The organism is Dyella acidiphila, from assembly GCF_014863405.1.
Lineage (GTDB): Bacteria > Pseudomonadota > Gammaproteobacteria > Xanthomonadales > Rhodanobacteraceae > Dyella_B > Dyella_B acidiphila.
On sequence record NZ_JACZZA010000007.1, the window covers coordinates 170,741 to 186,395 of the forward strand.

The following is a 15,655-nucleotide window of genomic DNA, read 5'->3' on the forward strand; positions in this document are numbered from 1 at the left end:
CGGGTTCATTGGCAATGTTTCAGCTGATAGCAGGCGACGTTGCGATTCTGCTGTTCGAGCGTGGCGGCAAAGATATGCGTGCCGTCGCCGCGCGATACGAAGTACAACGCATCGCCGGGCGCAGGATGCAGCGCCGCTTCGATCGCCGGTTTGCCTGGCATGGCGATCGGCGTCGGCGGCAGGCCCAGGCGGGTATAGGTGTTGTACGGCGTATCGGTGGTCAGATCGCTTTTGTGGATATTGCCCGCATAGCTGGAGCCCATGCCGTAGATCACGGTGGGATCGGTCTGCAGCAGCATGTTCTTTTGCAGGCGGCGCACGAATACGCCGGCCACTTTGGATCGCTCGTCGGCGCGGCCGGTTTCCTTCTCGACGATCGAGGCCAGGATCAGCGCGTCATAGGGTTTGGTGAGCGGCAGATTGGGATCGCGCTGCGCCCACAATGCCGCCAGCGTCTTGTTCATGGCGTCGTGCGCACGGCGCAGCACGTCCAGGTCGCTATCGCCTTTTACATAGGCGTAGGTTTCCGGCAGGAACCAGCCTTCCGGCTTTTGGTCGGGCGCACCGAGCTTCTGCATGATGGCGGCGCTATCCATGCCGGCGGTGTCGTGCTTGAGCTTGTCGGCCTTGGCCAGCGCCTGCAGCACATCGCGGAAGGTCCAGCCGTCGACGATGGTGACATCGCGATGCATCACCTTGCCCTGCGCCATATTGCTCAGCAGCTGCTGCGGCGTAATGCCCGTCACCAGCGCGTATTCGCCGGCATGCAGCCGCCCTGCCACGCGCATGCGCTCGGCCAGCAGTCGCCAGTACAGCGGCGAGGAAGTGCTCAGCCCTTCGCTGCGCAATTGGTGGACGATGTCCTTGAAACTGGTGCCGCGCCCGATATCGATGCTTTCGCCGCTGGCCGTAACCCGCAACGGCGTGACGGCGAAGCGGGAAAAGTCGCGCCAGAGCCATGCGGCCACGCCAGCCAATGCCAGCACCAGGATCAACAGCAGCAGGCGCCAGGAAATGCGCCCCAGGTGTGCACCGCTTCGCTTCATGCCTGCTCCATCGGAAAACCGAGCCCCTGCCAGTACCGCTGTACGGCACGGGTCACCGGGCCGGGAGCGTACACGGTATTGGCGACGGCCTGAACCGGCAGGATGCCGCGGACGCTGGAGCTGAGGAACAGCTCGGATGCGCGCAGGCATTCGGTCAGCGGCAGATCACGCACTCGGCAGTCCGGCCGTGCGTGCAGCAGCTCGGCGCGCGCCACGCCCGCAACACCGCAGCGCTCTACCGAAGGTGTCACCAGTTCACCGTCGATCACGGCAAACAGATTCGCCGCCGTCGCCGAGATGACCCGGCCATGCTGATCGCAGACCAGGCCTTCGGCCAGCGCCGGATCATTCCATTCCGCCCGCGCCAGCACCTGCTCCAGCCGGTTGAGGTGCTTGATGCCGGCCAGCAAGGGCTGCTCGGCCAGCGTGGTCGTGCACTGATGCAGGCGCAGGCCGTCGCAATAAGCGCCGGCTGTCATCAGCGGCATCGGAAATGCGGCAACGATGCGCGTAGCCTGGGTGATCGCAGGCAGTGCATAACCACGCTCGCCCGATCCGCGCGTAAGCGTGATACGCAGCACCGCATCCGCCAGCCCATCGGCGGCCTGCAGCGCCTCCTGCCATAGTTGCTGCGCATCGGGCCGCGGCATCCGCAAGCGCTCGCATCCGAACGCAAGGCGTTGCATATGCCGGGCCCATAGCGGGGCATGCCCGTGCAGCAGACGGATGGTTTCGAACAGGCCGTCGCCGTAACTCAGGCCACGATCCAGTGCCGGCACGCTGTCCTGCAACTGGCCGTTGACCAGCAGCATCAGCCGGGCACTCCCAGCGCCCGCAACATGCCGCGGGCCTTGGCGCGGGTTTCGTCCAGCTCCTTGGCCGCGACCGAATCGGCCACGATGCCGGCGCCTGCACGCAGACTCACTTCCTGCCCATGCAAGGTCAGCGTGCGGATCAGGATGTTCAAATCGAGGTCGCCGTTGCGGTCGAGATAACCTAGCGCACCGGTGTAGGCGCCGCGCGGCGCATTTTCCAGCGCCGCGATGATCTGCATGCAGCGCACCTTCGGACAGCCGGTGATGGTGCCACCCGGAAAGGTCGCGGCAATCACCTGCCCCGGCGTCACGCCGTCGCGCACCCGGCCGCGCACATTGGACACGATGTGATGCACGTGCGCGTAGCTTTCCACCACCATCAGCTCGTTCACTTCGACCGTGCCCGGGCGACACACGCGGCCCAGGTCATTGCGCTCCAGATCGATCAACATCACGTGCTCCGCGCGTTCCTTGGGATGCGCGGTGAGTTCGCGGATACGTGCCAGGTCGTCGTCGCCGGCCACGCGCGGACGGGTGCCGGCGATCGGCCGCGTCTGCGCCATGCCGCGCCGCACTTCGACCAGGCGTTCGGGCGAGGAGCTGACCACCGCCCAATCCGCATGCTGCAGCAAGCCGGCAAAAGGCGCCGGATTGGCGCGGCGCAGTGCGGCATACAAGCTCGCAGCCGAAGGTGCCTCGGCAAAATGCGCATGCCACGCGCGCGAAAGATTGGCCTGAAAGACGTCGCCGGCCTGCAGATGCTCGTGGATGCGCTCCACGCCATCGAGGAACAGCGCCGGCTCGTCATCCTCCAGCGTCGCCGGCAAGGGCAGCGGCGGAATCGACACTGCAAGCTCGAGATCCGCAGCCATGCTGTCGAGCATGGCTTCGTGCCCGGCTTCGGCGATCAACACCGTGCGCGCCTGCAGGTGATCCACGATGATCGCCGCAGGACAGCGCACCGCCAGTGCAACCGGCAAATGCTCCGAATAGCGCAGGCGCAGGCTGGGCTCGATTTCCGCGGCCAGCTCATAGCTGAGCAGCATTACCCAGCCGCCGTGAAACGGCAGGCCATCATCATCGGCATGCGGCAGGCGCTCGGCCTTCCAGGCTGCATCGAGCGCATCGAGAAAGCGGCCGGGCCGTAAGGTTCCATGCTCATCGCGCACGCAGCCATCCGCGCCCAGCGCCAGCGAGGCCTGCGGAAACGCGAACAGGATGTCATAGCGCGCATGCGCACTGCCCTGCGTGACGCTCTCAAGCAGGGCCGGATAACGGGCCGGAAATGCAGCGGCCGGCGCGAGCAGATCGCGCCGGCCGGCAAACGTACGCTGGATCGCAGCCACTTAGATGCGGCGGAAAACCAGGGTACCGTTGGTACCGCCGAAGCCGAACGAGTTGGAGATGGCGACGTCGAGCTTCGCTTCGCGCGCCGTGTGCGGCACGAAATCGAGATCGCAATCCTCACCCGGCTCGTCGAGGTTGATGGTGGGCGGCAGCACCTGGTCGCGCATGGCGAGGATGGTGAAGATCGCTTCCACGCCACCGGCCGCACCCAGCAAGTGGCCGGTGACCGACTTGGTGGAGCTCATCGCCAGCTTGTAGGCGTGGTCGCCGAACACGCGCTTGGCGGCCAGCACTTCGCCCAGGTCGCCCAGCGGCGTGGAGGTGCCGTGCGCGTTGATGTATTGCACCTGGGTCGGATCGATGCCGCCGTCCTTCAGCGCGGTTTCCATGCAGCGCGCTGCACCTTCGCCGCCCTCGCTGGGCGCGGTGATGTGGAATGCATCGCCGCTCATGCCGAAGCCGACCAGCTCGGCGTAGATCTTCGCGCCGCGCGCCTTGGCGTGTTCGTATTCTTCCAGCACCAGCACGCCGGCGCCGTCGGACAGCACGAAGCCGTCGCGATCCTTGTCCCACGGGCGACTAGCCTTGGATGGCTCGTCATTGCGGGTGGACATCGCCTTGGCCGAGCAGAAGCCGGCCATGGCGGTACCGGTGGTGGCGAACTCGGCGCCGCCGGCCACCATCACGTCGGCATCGCCGTACTGGATCATGCGCGCGGCCAGGCCGATGTTGTGCGCACCGGTGGTGCAGGCCGTGACGCAGGCAATGTTCGGGCCCTTCAGGCCGTACATGATCGACAGGTGGCCCGAGACCATGTTGATGATCGAGCTTGGCACGAAGAACGGCGACACGCGACGCGGCCCCTTCTCGTGCAGCTCGATCGATGTGCGCTCGATGGTATGCAGGCCGCCGATACCGGCCGCCACCGCCACGCCGATGCGCGGGGCATTCGCTTCCGTCACTTCCAGGCCGGAGTCGCGCAGGGCCTGGGTGCCGGCCGCGATACCGTAGTGGATGAACGGATCCATCTTCTTGATTTCTTTCGCCGCAATCCACTGGGCCGGATCGAAGTCACGGACCTGGCCAGCGATGCGCGTGGCATACGTGGTGGCATCGAAATGCGTGACCTGGCCGATGCCGCTGACGCCCTTGAGGATGTTGTCCCAGGCGGTGGCGATGTCGTTGCCGACCGGCGAGATGATACCCATGCCGGTCACTACCACTCGTCTCTTGCTCATGGATCAGTTCCTTACTGGTTCGGGAAGGATCGGCCATCCAGCCTCGCCTGCCACAAATCGCGATGCGCCGATCGTGCAAACCATACGTGATCGGACGTTACACCTTGCAGAAACGAAAACTGCGCCGATATGGCGCAGCTTCCGGTGTGTCGCTTCGTCGTGCATGGGACGCTGGCAGCGTCGCCGCTGCACCACGAATCACTGCTTGGTGTGGGCCTTGATGTAGTCCACGGCCTGCTGCACGGTGGTGATCTTCTCGGCTTCTTCGTCGGGGATTTCGGTTTCGAATTCCTCTTCCAGAGCCATCACCAGCTCGACCGTGTCCAGCGAATCCGCGCCCAGATCGTCCACGAACGAAGCGTTCGCCGTGACCTCATCTTCTTTCACGCCCAGCTGCTCGACGACGATTTTCTTGACGCGTTCTTCGATGGTGCTCATGTTGCCAATACCTCCCAAGGGGTGTGTCTGTCTTGCCGGTTTTTCCACCGGCAAATTCCGCGGCATTGTAGTGGCTAAGTTGCTGAGCCGCCACATTGCCAGTCAAAACAAGCCGCCACGGTATCCGCGCCGACGCGAAAGCGCCGATTGTCGCCTAAAACGGAGGCCGTGACGACTCCTCTGGTCTCAGGTGGCCCAATCGGCCACCGAGTTTCAAACGACGCGACGCGGCGATCCGGGCGTTCCGCCCTCGGCTCGCACCCGGCACGTGCTGTCCAAACCTGCCCGTAAGTCCTCGCCGGACTTAGGGCATGTACATGCCGCCGTTCACATGCAGGGTCTCGCCGGTGATGTAGCTTGCGGCCGGCGAAGCCAGGAAACCCACCGCCTTGGCGATGTCGGCCGCCTCGCCGAAGCGGCCCAGCGCGATCTGGCCCAGCAGGGCCTGCTTGGATTCCTCCGGCAGGCCGCGGGTCATGTCGGTGTCGATAAAGCCCGGCGCCACCACGTTCACGGTGATGCCGCGCGAACCGATCTCGCGCGCCAGCGACTTGGAGAACGCGATGATGCCGGCCTTGGCGGCGGCGTAGTTGGACTGCCCCGGATTGCCGGTCAGGCCGATCACCGAGGCGATCGAAATGATGCGGCCCTTGCGCGCCTTCATCATGCCGCGCATCACCGCCTTGGAAGTGCGGTAGACCGAGCTGAGATTGGTATCCAGGATCGCCTGCCAGTCGTCGTCGCGCATGCGCATCAGCAACTGGTCGCGGGTGATGCCGGCGTTGTTGACCAGGATCGAGACCGCGCCGAACTGCTTGGCGATATCGTCGATCAGCGCTTCCACCGCGGCGCCGTCGGTCACGTTGAGCATGCGGCCGTGGCCACCGTGCGCAGCCAGCCGCTCGCCGATGGCCGCCGCGCCGGCTTCGCTGGTGGCGGTGCCAATGACGGTTGCGCCCATGGCCGCCAGTTCATCGGCGATCGCCGCGCCAATGCCGCGGCTGGCGCCGGTGACCAGTGCAACCTCACCTTGCAGAATGCTCATGCTTGGATTTCCTGTGATCGTTGATCGGGTGGGCGCTCAGGCCCATTCGGCGCGCGCGGCGTCGAGCTCGGCCGGTGCACCGATGGCGCGCGCCTCGACGCTCTTGTCGATGCGCTTGATCAGACCGGCCAGCACCTTGCCCGGACCGCATTCGGCCATGCGCGTGGCGCCGCCGGCAACCAGCGCCTGCACGCATTCGGTCCAGCGTACCGGCAGGTACAACTGGCGCTGCAGTGCGCCGCGAATATCGTCCAGCGAGTTGTAGGCACGCGCTTCGGCGTTCTGCACCACGGGAATGACCGGCAGCTGCCAGGCAATCGAAGCCATGCGCTGGCCCAGCTGGTCCGAGGCTTCGCGCATCAGCGCGCTATGCGAGGGCACGGACACGGCCAGCTTTACCGCTTTCTTCACACCCAGCTCCGCCAGCCGCGCAAGCGCGCGATCCACCGCTTCGGCGTGGCCGGCAATCACCAGCTGTCCCGGCGAATTGAAATTGGCCGGGGCCACCACTTGTCCCTGTGCCACTTCGGCACAGACCTCGGCGATCTGTTGATCGTCACCGCCGATGATGGCCGCCATCGCGCCGACGCCCGGCGGCACCGCCGCCTGCATCAGGCGGCCACGCTCGGCCACCAGCGCGGCGGCATCGTGCAGCGACAAGGCATTGGCGCACACCAGCGCGCTGTATTCGCCCAGGCTGTGGCCCGCCAGCTGCGCCGGCTGCGCACCACCGAGCTTGTGCCATACGCGCCACACGGCAACGCTTGCCGCGAGCAGCGCCGGCTGAGTGTTCTCGGTGCGGTTGAGCTGATCTTCCGGTCCCTGCTGGCTTATCGCCCACAGGTCGACGCCGGCGCCTTGCGAGGCTTCGTCGAACGCAGCTTTCACTTCCGCATGCGCTGCCGCCAGCTCGGCCAGCATGCCGACCGACTGCGAACCCTGACCCGGAAAAACGAAAGCGAGCGAAGCAGAACTCATAAGGAAGGCATGTCACTGAAGATGAAGAGCGCAATGGTGCCAGCATTGGCTTACATACGCAGCCGTTTTGTCGCCGGGCCGGCGGCAGCACGACCGCTGCACCATCAACGCATAAAACAAAAAAGGGCGGCCCTCAGGCCGCCCTTCGCACATCGTTGACTCAGTATTTCAGCAGCGCGGAGGCCCAGGTGAAACCGCCGCCGAAAGCTTCCAGCAGCAGATTCTGGCCACGCTGCACCTTGCCCGAGCGCACGGCGTAATCGAGCGCCAGCGGTACCGAGCCGGCCGAGGTATTGGCGTGCTTGTCGACGGTGACGATCACCTGTTCCATCGGCATGTTCAGGCGCTTGGCAGTCGCCTCGATGATGCGCAGATTGGCCTGGTGCGGAATCAGCCAATCGAGCTCGGACGCCTGCATGCCGGCTGCGGCAAGCGTCTCTTCGACCAGCGAATCGAGCGTCTTCACCGCCACCTTGAACACTTCGCGGCCGGACATGCGGATCTGCACGCCGTGATTGGTCGTGTCCTTGAAGCCGACCGACACACCCACCGGGTTGTACAGCAATTCCTTGTGGCCGCCATCGGCATGCAGGCAAGTGGCGTAGATGCCCGGCTCGCTGGAGGCTTCCAGCACCACCGCGCCGGCGCCGTCGCCGAACAGCACGGCGGTTTCGCGCTCTTCCCAATTGACCATGCGGGTCAGCGTTTCGGCGCCGATCACCAGCACCTTCTTCGACGCGCCGCTGCGGATGAACTTGTCGGCCACGCCCAGTGCGTACACAAAGCCCGAGCACGCGGCGTTCACATCGAAAGCTGCGCAGCCGTTGGCGCCGAGGCGGTGCTGCACCAGGCAAGCGGTGGACGGAAAGATGATGTCCGGCGTGGTGGTGCCCAGCACGATCAGGTCCAGCTCGGACGCCTTTACGCCTGCCGCATCCAGCGCGCGCTGCGCGGCCAGCGTGGACAGGTCGCCGGTGGTTTCGCCATCGGCCGCGACGTGACGCTGGCGGATACCGGTGCGTTCGCGGATCCATTCGTCGCTGGTGTCGACGAACTTTTCGAGATCCGCATTGGTGAGGACGCGCTCTGGCAGAGCACTGCCGGTACCGATGATGCGGGAATAGATCTGGGCCATTGAATATCCATCAGCAAGCGGAGGTGCCCTGCGCCAGCCGCCATGCGGATGACCCGGCACACCAAGACCGCAACGTTACGTTGCCGAACGCCGGAACGCAAAGCGGCGCGTCACCGCGCCGCCTGCCGGACCGGATCCATGAGCGCGCACGCTCAGGAACTGGCTCAGTCTTCTTCGACCACCGAGGTGTTGGTGTCGATCACCTTCTTGCCGCGGTAGTAGCCGTCGGCAGTCACGTGGTGACGACGATGCACTTCGCCGCTGGTCGGATCGGTAGCCAGCTGCACCGTGCTCAGCTTGTCATGCGAGCGACGCATGCCGCGGGTGGACGGGGTCTTGCGGCTCTTTTGAACGGCCATGGTGGTTCTCCAGCTAATCAGTTCTTCTTGAGTTCGCGCAGTACCGCGAACGGGTTATCGGGGCGCTCATCGACGGAAACCTCCGCCGGCGGGCGTGTGACATCTTCGGGCAAGACGCTGTCCGGATTGACCGGCACCAGCGGCAGCGCCAACAACAGTTCGTCCTCGATCACATCGATCGGGTTCAGCTTGTCATCCTCGGCCACCAGCAGCGGCTCGACGCCCCCCGGCAACGCGGATTCCTCGCGCTCGGAACGGATCAGGCCCAGCCGGCTGTTGACCGTGACAGGCATGATGAACGGCTCCAGCGTGCGCTGGCAGACCAGCCACAAAGGCGCCTGAACCCTGACATCGACATATGCCGTGCCGTATTCGTCCCGACCGAAATCGAGCTCATACGCGGCCGAACCTGCATCATCCGCCAGTGCTTCGCAGAGGCGAGGCATTGCGGCGATGGGCAGTGACCCTTGGAACGAACGCCGCGCCGAAACCATGCGCCAAGCGTCCACAGACTCTGGCAGTGTCGCGGACATAACTGCGAAATGGTAAGTTTTCTGGCCCGGTCAAGTCAACCGCGGCAGCTCAATCCGGACCGGCGGCGATCCGCGTCACGGCAATGACCTTCCGGCTTTGCCTGAACGAAGCGCTTCGGTCAGACTGCGCCCCATCGCCCGCCAGAGCCCCGCATTGTAAGTGAATAACTACCTCACGTTCGGTCTGGCCCTCCTGTTCGTCCTGCTGGTGGCCGCCCTGCTGGGCGTCGCGGTACTGCGCCGCCTGACCCGGCGCACGGCCAGCCTGCGGCGCCTGCTGGACCTGGCCGATCGCGTAGAGGGGGACCTGAAATCCTGCCGCAGCCGGCTGCAGCAGGCGCATGCGGTGATGTCGCTCAATCCCGACCTGCCGGCGGCCAGCGAAAAAGAAGCCGCCCAGGCCGTGGACGCCGGTCTGCGCGCCTTGCTGCAGCAGCGGATCTGGATCCGCGACCGCGCCCCCACCGCCAGCCAGGCCGAACTGGACGAAGCCAGCCAGGCCATGCAGCAGACCCGCGACCGCCTGCGCCCCCTGCTGCAGGCCCTGGGCCAGGCCCAGAACGAGCTGGACAGCGCCATGCGCGAACATATCCGGCAGGATTCCGCCCCGTGACCGCTCGCCGGCTGGTGCTCGGCTCGACCTCGCGCTACCGGGCCGAACTGCTGCACCGCCTGGGCCTGGAGTTCGAACTGCGTGCCCCAGGCACTCCGGAAGACGAACTCCCGGGCGAAGCCCCGGCCATGCGCGCCATGCGCCTGGCCATCGCCAAGGCGACCGCCGCCGCGGCTGGCCTGCCCGACGCCCTGGTGATCGGCTCGGACCAGGTGGCCGAACTGGACGGCGCCCTGCTGGAGAAGCCCGGCTCGGCCGCACGCGCGCATGCGCAACTCAGCGCCAGCTCCGGCCACAGCGTGCATTTCCACACCGCGCTGTGCCTGCTAGATACGCGCGACGGCCGGGTACGCACCCACCTGGACCTGACCCAGGTCCACTTTCGCCAGCTCGATAGCGCGGAAATCGCCCGCTACATCGAGCGCGAGCAGCCGCTGGATTGCGCCGGCAGCTTCAAGTGCGAGGGCCTGGGCATCAGCCTGTTCGAGCGCATCGACAACAGCGATCCCACCGCCCTGATCGGCCTGCCGATGATTGCGCTGGCACAGCTGCTGCGCGATGCCGGCCTCAGCGTGCCCTGATCATTCCCCGCCTGCCGCCGCGCTGCGCCAGGCAACACAATCGGCCGAAGCGTTGAACGGTGCTCCCACTGCCGCGACCTGCCCGCGATAAAACGCAACGCTCTTGCGCGCGTCGAACATGCCCAGGCGCTGCAGCGGCTGCAGATTCGACACGCGCGAACACAGGGTCTTCAACCATGCTGCGCGTTCGCGCTCGCGCAACGCATGCTCATCCACCACCAGCAACACCGCCGCACCGGCGTGGTCGTGGCGTAGCGCGGTTTCATTCCTGCCCCACCAGGCCACTTGCGGTGCGCGCCCGTATTTGACGTTGAGCGGGCTGTCCAGCGTATACACCGGGCGCTGGCCATCGAACTGAAAATCCAGCTCCGCCGCCATCATGAAATTGTCCGCCACCAGCACCGCCGGCTGTGCATCGAGTTGCGCCCTGGCGATAGCGGCACTTTGCTGCCAGCCGATCAAGGCCGTGGGCATCGCACGTGCTGCGCCCAGCCAGCGTGCTGCAGCGGGAAAAGCGGACGCGCCCAGATAAGCCAGGCCCATCAGCTGTAGCACCAGCGCCAATACGCCAGCCGCCACGGCAAACCGGCGCCAGCCCTGCGCCACCTCGCGCAACAAAGCTGGCAGTGCCGCCAGCAGCGGCAGATAACCGGGCAACGGCCAGTGCACCCGAAAACGCTGATCGTCGGCAAACAGCCCGGCCACGAAATAAATCACGACAAAGCTCAGCGACAGCACCGCGATCACATCCCAGGGACCGCCCTCGCGACGTCGGCGCCATGCCTGCCAGGCCGCCCACAGCAGGCCGGCATACAACAGCGGCGTGCAAGTAGCCGCCTGCTCCAGCGGCTGCACCAGCGTGTCGGCATGGAAGCGCCATGGATTGCGCTGCAACAGCTGGAACGCCAGCCCGGCGCCATGCTGCTGCCAGTTGGAAATCAATAGCGGCAAGGTACCAAGGGCCGCAACGCCCAGCGCCAGCCAGAAGCCGCCACGCGACCATTGCCGCCGGCCGCGCGGCGTCAGCAGGCACAGCAGCAGGCCGGCGACGATGAACATCGCCGCGCGGTAATGACTCATCCAGCACACCGCCAGCGCCACACCGAGCAGCAGCCAATCGCGCCAGCGGTTTTCATCCATTGCGCGCAACAAGGCCAGCATGGCCAGCGCCCCCGCCACGGTAAGCGGCACGTCCGGCATCGCGATCACACCCAGACTGCCGGCCAGTGGCAGGCACAGGCACAACAGCCCCGCCTGCCAGCCAATGCGTGCATCGAAGGCGCGGCGGCCGAACGCCACCAGCAGCCACGGCAACGCGCTGCCCAGCAGCAGAAACGGCCAGCGCATGCCCAGTACGCCATGCCCCGCCAGCACCTCGCCCAGCCGGATCAGCCATGCGGTAAAGGGCGGCAGATCGCTATAGCCCCAGGCAAGGTGGCGGCTCTCCTGCCAGTAGAACGCTTCGTCGCCGAGCGGCTGCAGCGTCGCGGCAAGCACCAGCTTCACGGCGAGCAGACACAAGAAGAACGTGACGAATACCGCTCGCCAGCGCGCGAGGCCGACGACTACACTGGCGTCGCCCCCCGTTCCTATCCTCGCCCTGCTCAAACTCATGTCAGCCATCACCCCGCTTCGTGATGAAAACCTGCAACAGCATCTGCATGCCGCCATCGGCCAGGTCAACAAGGTGCTGCTCGGCAAGGCGCGCCAGGTCAAACTGGCCTTCACCTGCCTGATCGCAGGCGGCCATCTGCTGCTGGAGGATGTGCCCGGCGTCGGCAAGACCACGCTTGCGCATGCCCTGGCGGCCAGCTTCGCGCTGGATTTTCAGCGTGTGCAGTTCACCAGCGACCTGCTGCCGTCCGACATTATCGGGGTCAGCATGTATGAGCGCGAGACCGGTCAGTTCCGTTTCCATCCCGGCCCGGTGTTCGCCGGCCTGCTGCTGGCCGACGAAATCAACCGTGCCACGCCGAAAACGCAGAGCGCCCTGCTTGAAGCGATGGCCGAACGGCAGGTCACCGTGGACGGTCAGACGCATACGCTGCCGGACCCTTTCTTCGTCGTGGCCACGCAAAATCCGCTGGACCTGGCCGGTACGTTCCCGCTGCCGGATTCGCAGCTCGACCGCTTCATGCTGCGCGTGTCGCTCGACTATCCCGACGCCAGCGCCGAACGCGAACTGCTGATCGGCACCGACCGCCGCGACCTGCTCACCCGCCTCACCCCGCAACTGGATGCACCCGGCCTGAGCCTGCTGTATCGACAGACGCAGTCGATCACCGCCAGCCCCGCGCTGCTGGATTATCTGCAGGCGCTGCTGGCCGCCAGTCGCCGCCATCCGGATATCCGCGTGGGCCTGTCGCCGCGTGCGGGGTTGTCGCTGCTTGCCGCGGCACGTGCCTGGGCGATGATCAGCGATCGTGGCCATGTGCTGCCGGAAGATATCCAGGCTTTGTTCGTGCCGCTTGCCGCACATCGATTGGTCGCCGCACGCGGCGCCAGCGGCGAGATGCTGGCGCGCACCTTGTTGAACGAAGTCGCAGTCGACTGACGCGCGCGCCTTGATCCGCGACCCGTTCCAGCGCTTGCAGCAGTGGGCGGAGCGCCGCCTGCCGGCGCTTACCCGCCACCGGCGCCTGGAAGAACTGCCGATCGAATTGCACCGGCGCCGCATCTACATCGTGCCGACCGGCTTCGGCCTGGCCTTCACCGTGCTGCTGATGGTGATGATGGTGGGCAGCCTCAATTACTCCAACAACGCCGCCCTGCTGCTCACCTGCATGCTCGGCGCGGCCACCGCGATCAGCATGCTGGTGGCGTTCCGCACCCTCAACGGGTTGCGCGTGCGCGGCCTGCGTGCAGGACATGCCATCGCCGGTCAGCCGATCGATATCACCTTCGATTTCGAGGCAAGCAGACTGCGCCAGGCCGTGCGGCTGGATCTGGCCGAGCACACGCGCCCGTTCGACGTACAGGGACGTGTGGACGTAATTCTCAGTCTGCCCACCGAACAGCGCGGCTGGCTGAGCCTGCCGCGGTTCCGCGTGTGGACCACCTGGCCGCTCGGCCTGTTCCGCGCCTGGAGCTGGATGCATCCAAATTACGCGGTGCTGGTGTGGCCGCGACCGGAGTTGTCCGGACCGTTCCCCACCCTGCCCGCGGCAGACCAGCGCCGCCAGCGTCTGCACCGCGGCGAAGATCTGGCCGCACTGCGCGACTATCGCAGCGGCGACTCCATGCGCCACATCGCCTGGAAAGCCAGCGCGCGTCACGAGTCCTTGCTGGTGAAGGACTACGAACAACCCGAAGCGCGACAGGAATGGCAATTGGATTGGCGTCTGCTGCACGGCCTGGATAACGAGTCGCGCATCTCCCGACTCGCCCGCTGGCTGGGCGAAGCGCAAGCGCAAGGTCGTCAATGGAGTCTGTGGCTGCCCAATGAAGTGATCGAGCTGGGCAACGGCCATGCTCATTACGCGCGCTGCATGAGCGCACTGGCGCTGCTGCCATGACGCTCGCGCTATTTGGCCGGCGTCCGCGCGTGCATGAGTTCCTGGGCGAGCGCAGCTTCGATCTGCTGTGCCTGACCACCGCCTTCGTGCTGGCCGTGCACGCCACTCATTTGCCGCCCTGGCTGAGTGCCGTGCTCGGCGTGGCGCTGGCCGTGCGCTGGTGGCAGCACAAGCATCGTCCGGGCCGTGTACCCGGCTGGCTGAAGCTGCCGGCGCTGGTGCTGCTGGTCGCCACGGTCATACTTCATTACGGCAACGTGTTCGGCCGTGAACCGGGCTCGGCGCTGGCCGCCGGCCTGCTTGTCCTGAAGCTGACGGAAAGCGACACGCCGCGCGATGCACGCGTGGCCGCGGCCTTTGCCTGTTTCCTGCTGATGGCGGCGCTGCTGTTCGGCCAGGATCTGCTGGCCAGCCTGATCGTTGCGCTCGGCCTGCTGCCGGCGCTGAGCACCTGGCGCTCGCTCGAACCCACGCAGATACCGGTCAGCCTGCCGCGCCAACTGCTTCCCGCGCTGTTGCTGCTGGGCACATCGTTGCCGCTGGCGCTGGCTGCCTTCGTGTTCCTGCCGCGGCTGAGTTCACCACTGTGGGGCACGTCCGATGCACAGGCGGCCGTGAGCGGTCTCAGCGACCAGATGTCGCCCAGCGACTTCACCGAGCTGTTGAACGATGACAGTCCGGCGATGCGCGTCAATTTCGAAGGTGCGCCGCCGGCCAAGGCACAACGCTACTTCCGTGCCTTCGTGTTGTGGAATTACGACGGCAAGGACTGGAAGCGGCTGGACAACTTCGACGATGCGCCCCTCGCCATCCAGGCGCATGACGCGATCGAATACCACATCAATCTCGAACCCACGCATCAGCGTGTGCTGCCCACCCTGGACATTCCGCTGCAAGCACCTGCGCAATCGCAAATGTATGCGGACGGCGAGGTCTTTGCGGACAAGCCGATCAACGATGCCCTGAACTACACGGTGCGCTCCACCCTGCACTACCAGCTGCAGGCCACGCTGGATCCGGCGACGCGCCTGCTGGCGCTGCGCCTTCCCGCCGATTTCGATCCGCGCACGCATGCGCTCGCCGAACAATGGCGGCAGCGCTTCGGGCGCAACAACGGCGCCATCATCCAGGCCGCGCTGCAGATGTTCCACAACGACGGATTCGGCTACACACTGGGTCCGCCGCCGCTGGGGCATGATGCGATCGACGATTTCCTGTTCAACACGCGCGAAGGTTTTTGCGAGCACTACGCATCTTCTTTCACCGTGCTGATGCGCGCCGCCGGCATCCCTGCCCGAGTCGTCACCGGTTATCAGGGCGGCTACTGGAACACCATGGGCCAGTATCTGCTGGTGCGCAATTCCGACGCCCACGCCTGGAGCGAGGTGTGGCTGGACGGCCGCGGCTGGGTGCGCGTCGATCCGACCGCCGCCGTAAGCCCCCAACGCATCAATCTCGGTGCGCAGGCATCGGGCGGTAACGAGCTGCTGCCCTGGTACGAATCAGGAGTGTTGGAATCGCTGCGCAACCGCTGGGATATCGTCAACCGATGGTGGAACCAAGGCGTTATCGGTTTTGACGCATTGCGCCAGCGCGGAATGCTGACCCCGTTCGGCATTCGCGATGTTGACACCGGCATGCTGGAAAGGCTGCTGGCGGTCAGCATGGCGGTGTTCGGTGCCGCCGGCCTGGCATGGGCCTTGTGGCGCCGGCCGGAGGGCGATCCGGCGCTGGCGGCCATGCGCGCGCTGGAGCGCAAGCTGGCCCGCGCGGGTGTTGCCCGCGGACGCAGCGAAGGGCCGCAACACTACCTTCGCCGCGCCATCCGCGCGATACCCGGGCAGCGCAGCGAACTGGACTATTTGATGAGGTGCTATATCGAGCTGCGTTACGCCAATGTCGAACCTCCCCCTGAATCCCTGCGTGCGTTTAGACGGGCCGTGCGGAATTTCCAACCGCACAACGTGGTCTAAACCGAGCGCGACGATGTAGCATGCAACCGCCCACGATGG

The 15,655-nt window shown here is 65.8% G+C and carries 16 protein-coding genes; 5 read left to right on the top strand and 11 right to left on the bottom strand.

Annotated features, from left to right (window positions below):
- Positions 1-5: 5 nt before the first annotated feature.
- The 10 genes from mltG to IGX34_RS12820 form a co-directional block, all read right to left on the bottom strand.
- On the bottom strand, positions 6-1,046 hold the full coding sequence (mltG, locus tag IGX34_RS12775; protein WP_192556107.1) for an endolytic transglycosylase MltG: 1,041 nt from the start codon (positions 1,044-1,046) through the stop codon (positions 6-8).
- Positions 1,043-1,858 (bottom strand): aminodeoxychorismate lyase, encoded by an 816-nt coding sequence (gene pabC, locus IGX34_RS12780; RefSeq protein WP_192556108.1) that lies wholly within the window; start codon positions 1,856-1,858, stop codon positions 1,043-1,045. Before pabC ends, mltG begins: the two co-directional genes overlap by 4 nt.
- Positions 1,858-3,207 (bottom strand): aminodeoxychorismate synthase component I, encoded by a 1,350-nt coding sequence (locus IGX34_RS12785; protein ID WP_192556109.1) that lies wholly within the window; start codon positions 3,205-3,207, stop codon positions 1,858-1,860. Before IGX34_RS12785 ends, pabC begins: the two co-directional genes overlap by 1 nt.
- Positions 3,208-4,446 carry a beta-ketoacyl-ACP synthase II gene (gene fabF, locus IGX34_RS12790; RefSeq protein WP_192556110.1) on the bottom strand — a complete coding sequence of 413 codons (1,239 nt, stop codon included), beginning with the start codon at positions 4,444-4,446 and terminating at the stop codon, positions 3,208-3,210.
- Positions 4,447-4,644: 198 nt separating this feature from the next.
- Positions 4,645-4,884 carry an acyl carrier protein gene (acpP, locus tag IGX34_RS12795; RefSeq protein ID WP_192556111.1) on the bottom strand — a complete coding sequence of 80 codons (240 nt, stop codon included), beginning with the start codon at positions 4,882-4,884 and terminating at the stop codon, positions 4,645-4,647.
- 304 nt (positions 4,885-5,188) lie between these two features.
- Positions 5,189-5,929, bottom strand: a complete 741-nt coding sequence (gene fabG / locus IGX34_RS12800) for a 3-oxoacyl-ACP reductase FabG (RefSeq protein ID WP_192556112.1) — start codon at positions 5,927-5,929, stop codon at positions 5,189-5,191.
- 36 nt (positions 5,930-5,965) lie between these two features.
- Positions 5,966-6,907 carry an ACP S-malonyltransferase gene (gene fabD, locus IGX34_RS12805; RefSeq protein ID WP_192556113.1) on the bottom strand — a complete coding sequence of 314 codons (942 nt, stop codon included), beginning with the start codon at positions 6,905-6,907 and terminating at the stop codon, positions 5,966-5,968.
- Positions 6,908-7,067: 160 nt separating this feature from the next.
- Entirely contained in the window at positions 7,068-8,042 is a 975-nt protein-coding gene (locus tag IGX34_RS12810; RefSeq protein WP_192556114.1) for a beta-ketoacyl-ACP synthase III, read from the bottom strand.
- Between the two features lie 164 nt (positions 8,043-8,206).
- Positions 8,207-8,401, bottom strand: coding sequence for a 50S ribosomal protein L32 (gene rpmF / locus IGX34_RS12815; RefSeq protein WP_192556115.1), 195 nt, complete (start codon positions 8,399-8,401; stop codon positions 8,207-8,209).
- A gap of 17 nt (positions 8,402-8,418) precedes the next feature.
- A complete protein-coding gene (locus IGX34_RS12820) occupies positions 8,419-8,895 on the bottom strand; it encodes a YceD family protein (RefSeq protein WP_192556116.1) in 477 nt (158 codons plus the stop codon).
- Between the two features lie 199 nt (positions 8,896-9,094).
- On the opposite strand from IGX34_RS12820, the gene IGX34_RS12825 reads away from it, so the two are divergent.
- Both IGX34_RS12825 and IGX34_RS12830 read left to right on the top strand, forming a co-directional pair.
- On the top strand, positions 9,095-9,547 hold the full coding sequence (locus IGX34_RS12825) for a hypothetical protein (protein ID WP_192556117.1): 453 nt from the start codon (positions 9,095-9,097) through the stop codon (positions 9,545-9,547).
- Complete coding sequence (locus IGX34_RS12830) at positions 9,544-10,128, top strand: Maf family nucleotide pyrophosphatase (protein ID WP_192556118.1); 585 nt, start codon at positions 9,544-9,546, stop codon at positions 10,126-10,128. The genes IGX34_RS12825 and IGX34_RS12830 overlap by 4 nt, the downstream gene beginning before the upstream one ends.
- Here IGX34_RS12830 and IGX34_RS12835 read toward each other — a convergent pair whose 3' ends face one another.
- Entirely contained in the window at positions 10,129-11,649 is a 1,521-nt protein-coding gene (locus IGX34_RS12835; RefSeq protein WP_225737431.1) for a glycosyltransferase family 39 protein, read from the bottom strand.
- 91 nt (positions 11,650-11,740) lie between these two features.
- Between IGX34_RS12835 and IGX34_RS12840 the strand changes: the two genes are divergently transcribed.
- Genes IGX34_RS12840 through IGX34_RS12850 form a run of 3 tightly spaced genes read left to right on the top strand, consistent with a single transcriptional unit; the run spans position 11,741 to position 15,616 of the window.
- A complete protein-coding gene (locus IGX34_RS12840; RefSeq protein WP_192556120.1) occupies positions 11,741-12,682 on the top strand; it encodes an AAA family ATPase in 942 nt (313 codons plus the stop codon).
- Positions 12,683-12,695: 13 nt separating this feature from the next.
- Positions 12,696-13,643 carry a DUF58 domain-containing protein gene (locus IGX34_RS12845; RefSeq protein WP_192556177.1) on the top strand — a complete coding sequence of 316 codons (948 nt, stop codon included), beginning with the start codon at positions 12,696-12,698 and terminating at the stop codon, positions 13,641-13,643.
- On the top strand, positions 13,640-15,616 hold the full coding sequence (locus IGX34_RS12850; RefSeq protein WP_192556121.1) for a transglutaminase TgpA family protein: 1,977 nt from the start codon (positions 13,640-13,642) through the stop codon (positions 15,614-15,616). The genes IGX34_RS12845 and IGX34_RS12850 overlap by 4 nt, the downstream gene beginning before the upstream one ends.
- Positions 15,617-15,655: the final 39 nt, after the last annotated feature.

What these genes read in the sequence shown, in the direction of transcription:
- rpmF (WP_192556115.1), bottom strand. Translation starts at nt 8,401, where the DNA reads ATGGCCGTTCAAAAGAGCCGCAAGACCCCGTCCACCCGCGGCATGCGT.
- IGX34_RS12840 (WP_192556120.1), top strand. Translation starts at nt 11,741, where the DNA reads ATGTCAGCCATCACCCCGCTTCGTGATGAAAACCTGCAACAGCATCTG.
- acpP (WP_192556111.1), bottom strand. Translation starts at nt 4,884, where the DNA reads ATGAGCACCATCGAAGAACGCGTCAAGAAAATCGTCGTCGAGCAGCTG.
- fabF (WP_192556110.1), bottom strand. Translation starts at nt 4,446, where the DNA reads ATGAGCAAGAGACGAGTGGTAGTGACCGGCATGGGTATCATCTCGCCG.
- fabD (WP_192556113.1), bottom strand. Translation starts at nt 6,907, where the DNA reads ATGAGTTCTGCTTCGCTCGCTTTCGTTTTTCCGGGTCAGGGTTCGCAG.
- IGX34_RS12850 (WP_192556121.1), top strand. Translation starts at nt 13,640, where the DNA reads ATGACGCTCGCGCTATTTGGCCGGCGTCCGCGCGTGCATGAGTTCCTG.
- pabC (WP_192556108.1), bottom strand. Translation starts at nt 1,858, where the DNA reads ATGCTGCTGGTCAACGGCCAGTTGCAGGACAGCGTGCCGGCACTGGAT.
- IGX34_RS12810 (WP_192556114.1), bottom strand. Translation starts at nt 8,042, where the DNA reads ATGGCCCAGATCTATTCCCGCATCATCGGTACCGGCAGTGCTCTGCCA.
- IGX34_RS12820 (WP_192556116.1), bottom strand. Translation starts at nt 8,895, where the DNA reads ATGGTTTCGGCGCGGCGTTCGTTCCAAGGGTCACTGCCCATCGCCGCA.
- mltG (WP_192556107.1), bottom strand. Translation starts at nt 1,046, where the DNA reads ATGAAGCGAAGCGGTGCACACCTGGGGCGCATTTCCTGGCGCCTGCTG.
- fabG (WP_192556112.1), bottom strand. Translation starts at nt 5,929, where the DNA reads ATGAGCATTCTGCAAGGTGAGGTTGCACTGGTCACCGGCGCCAGCCGC.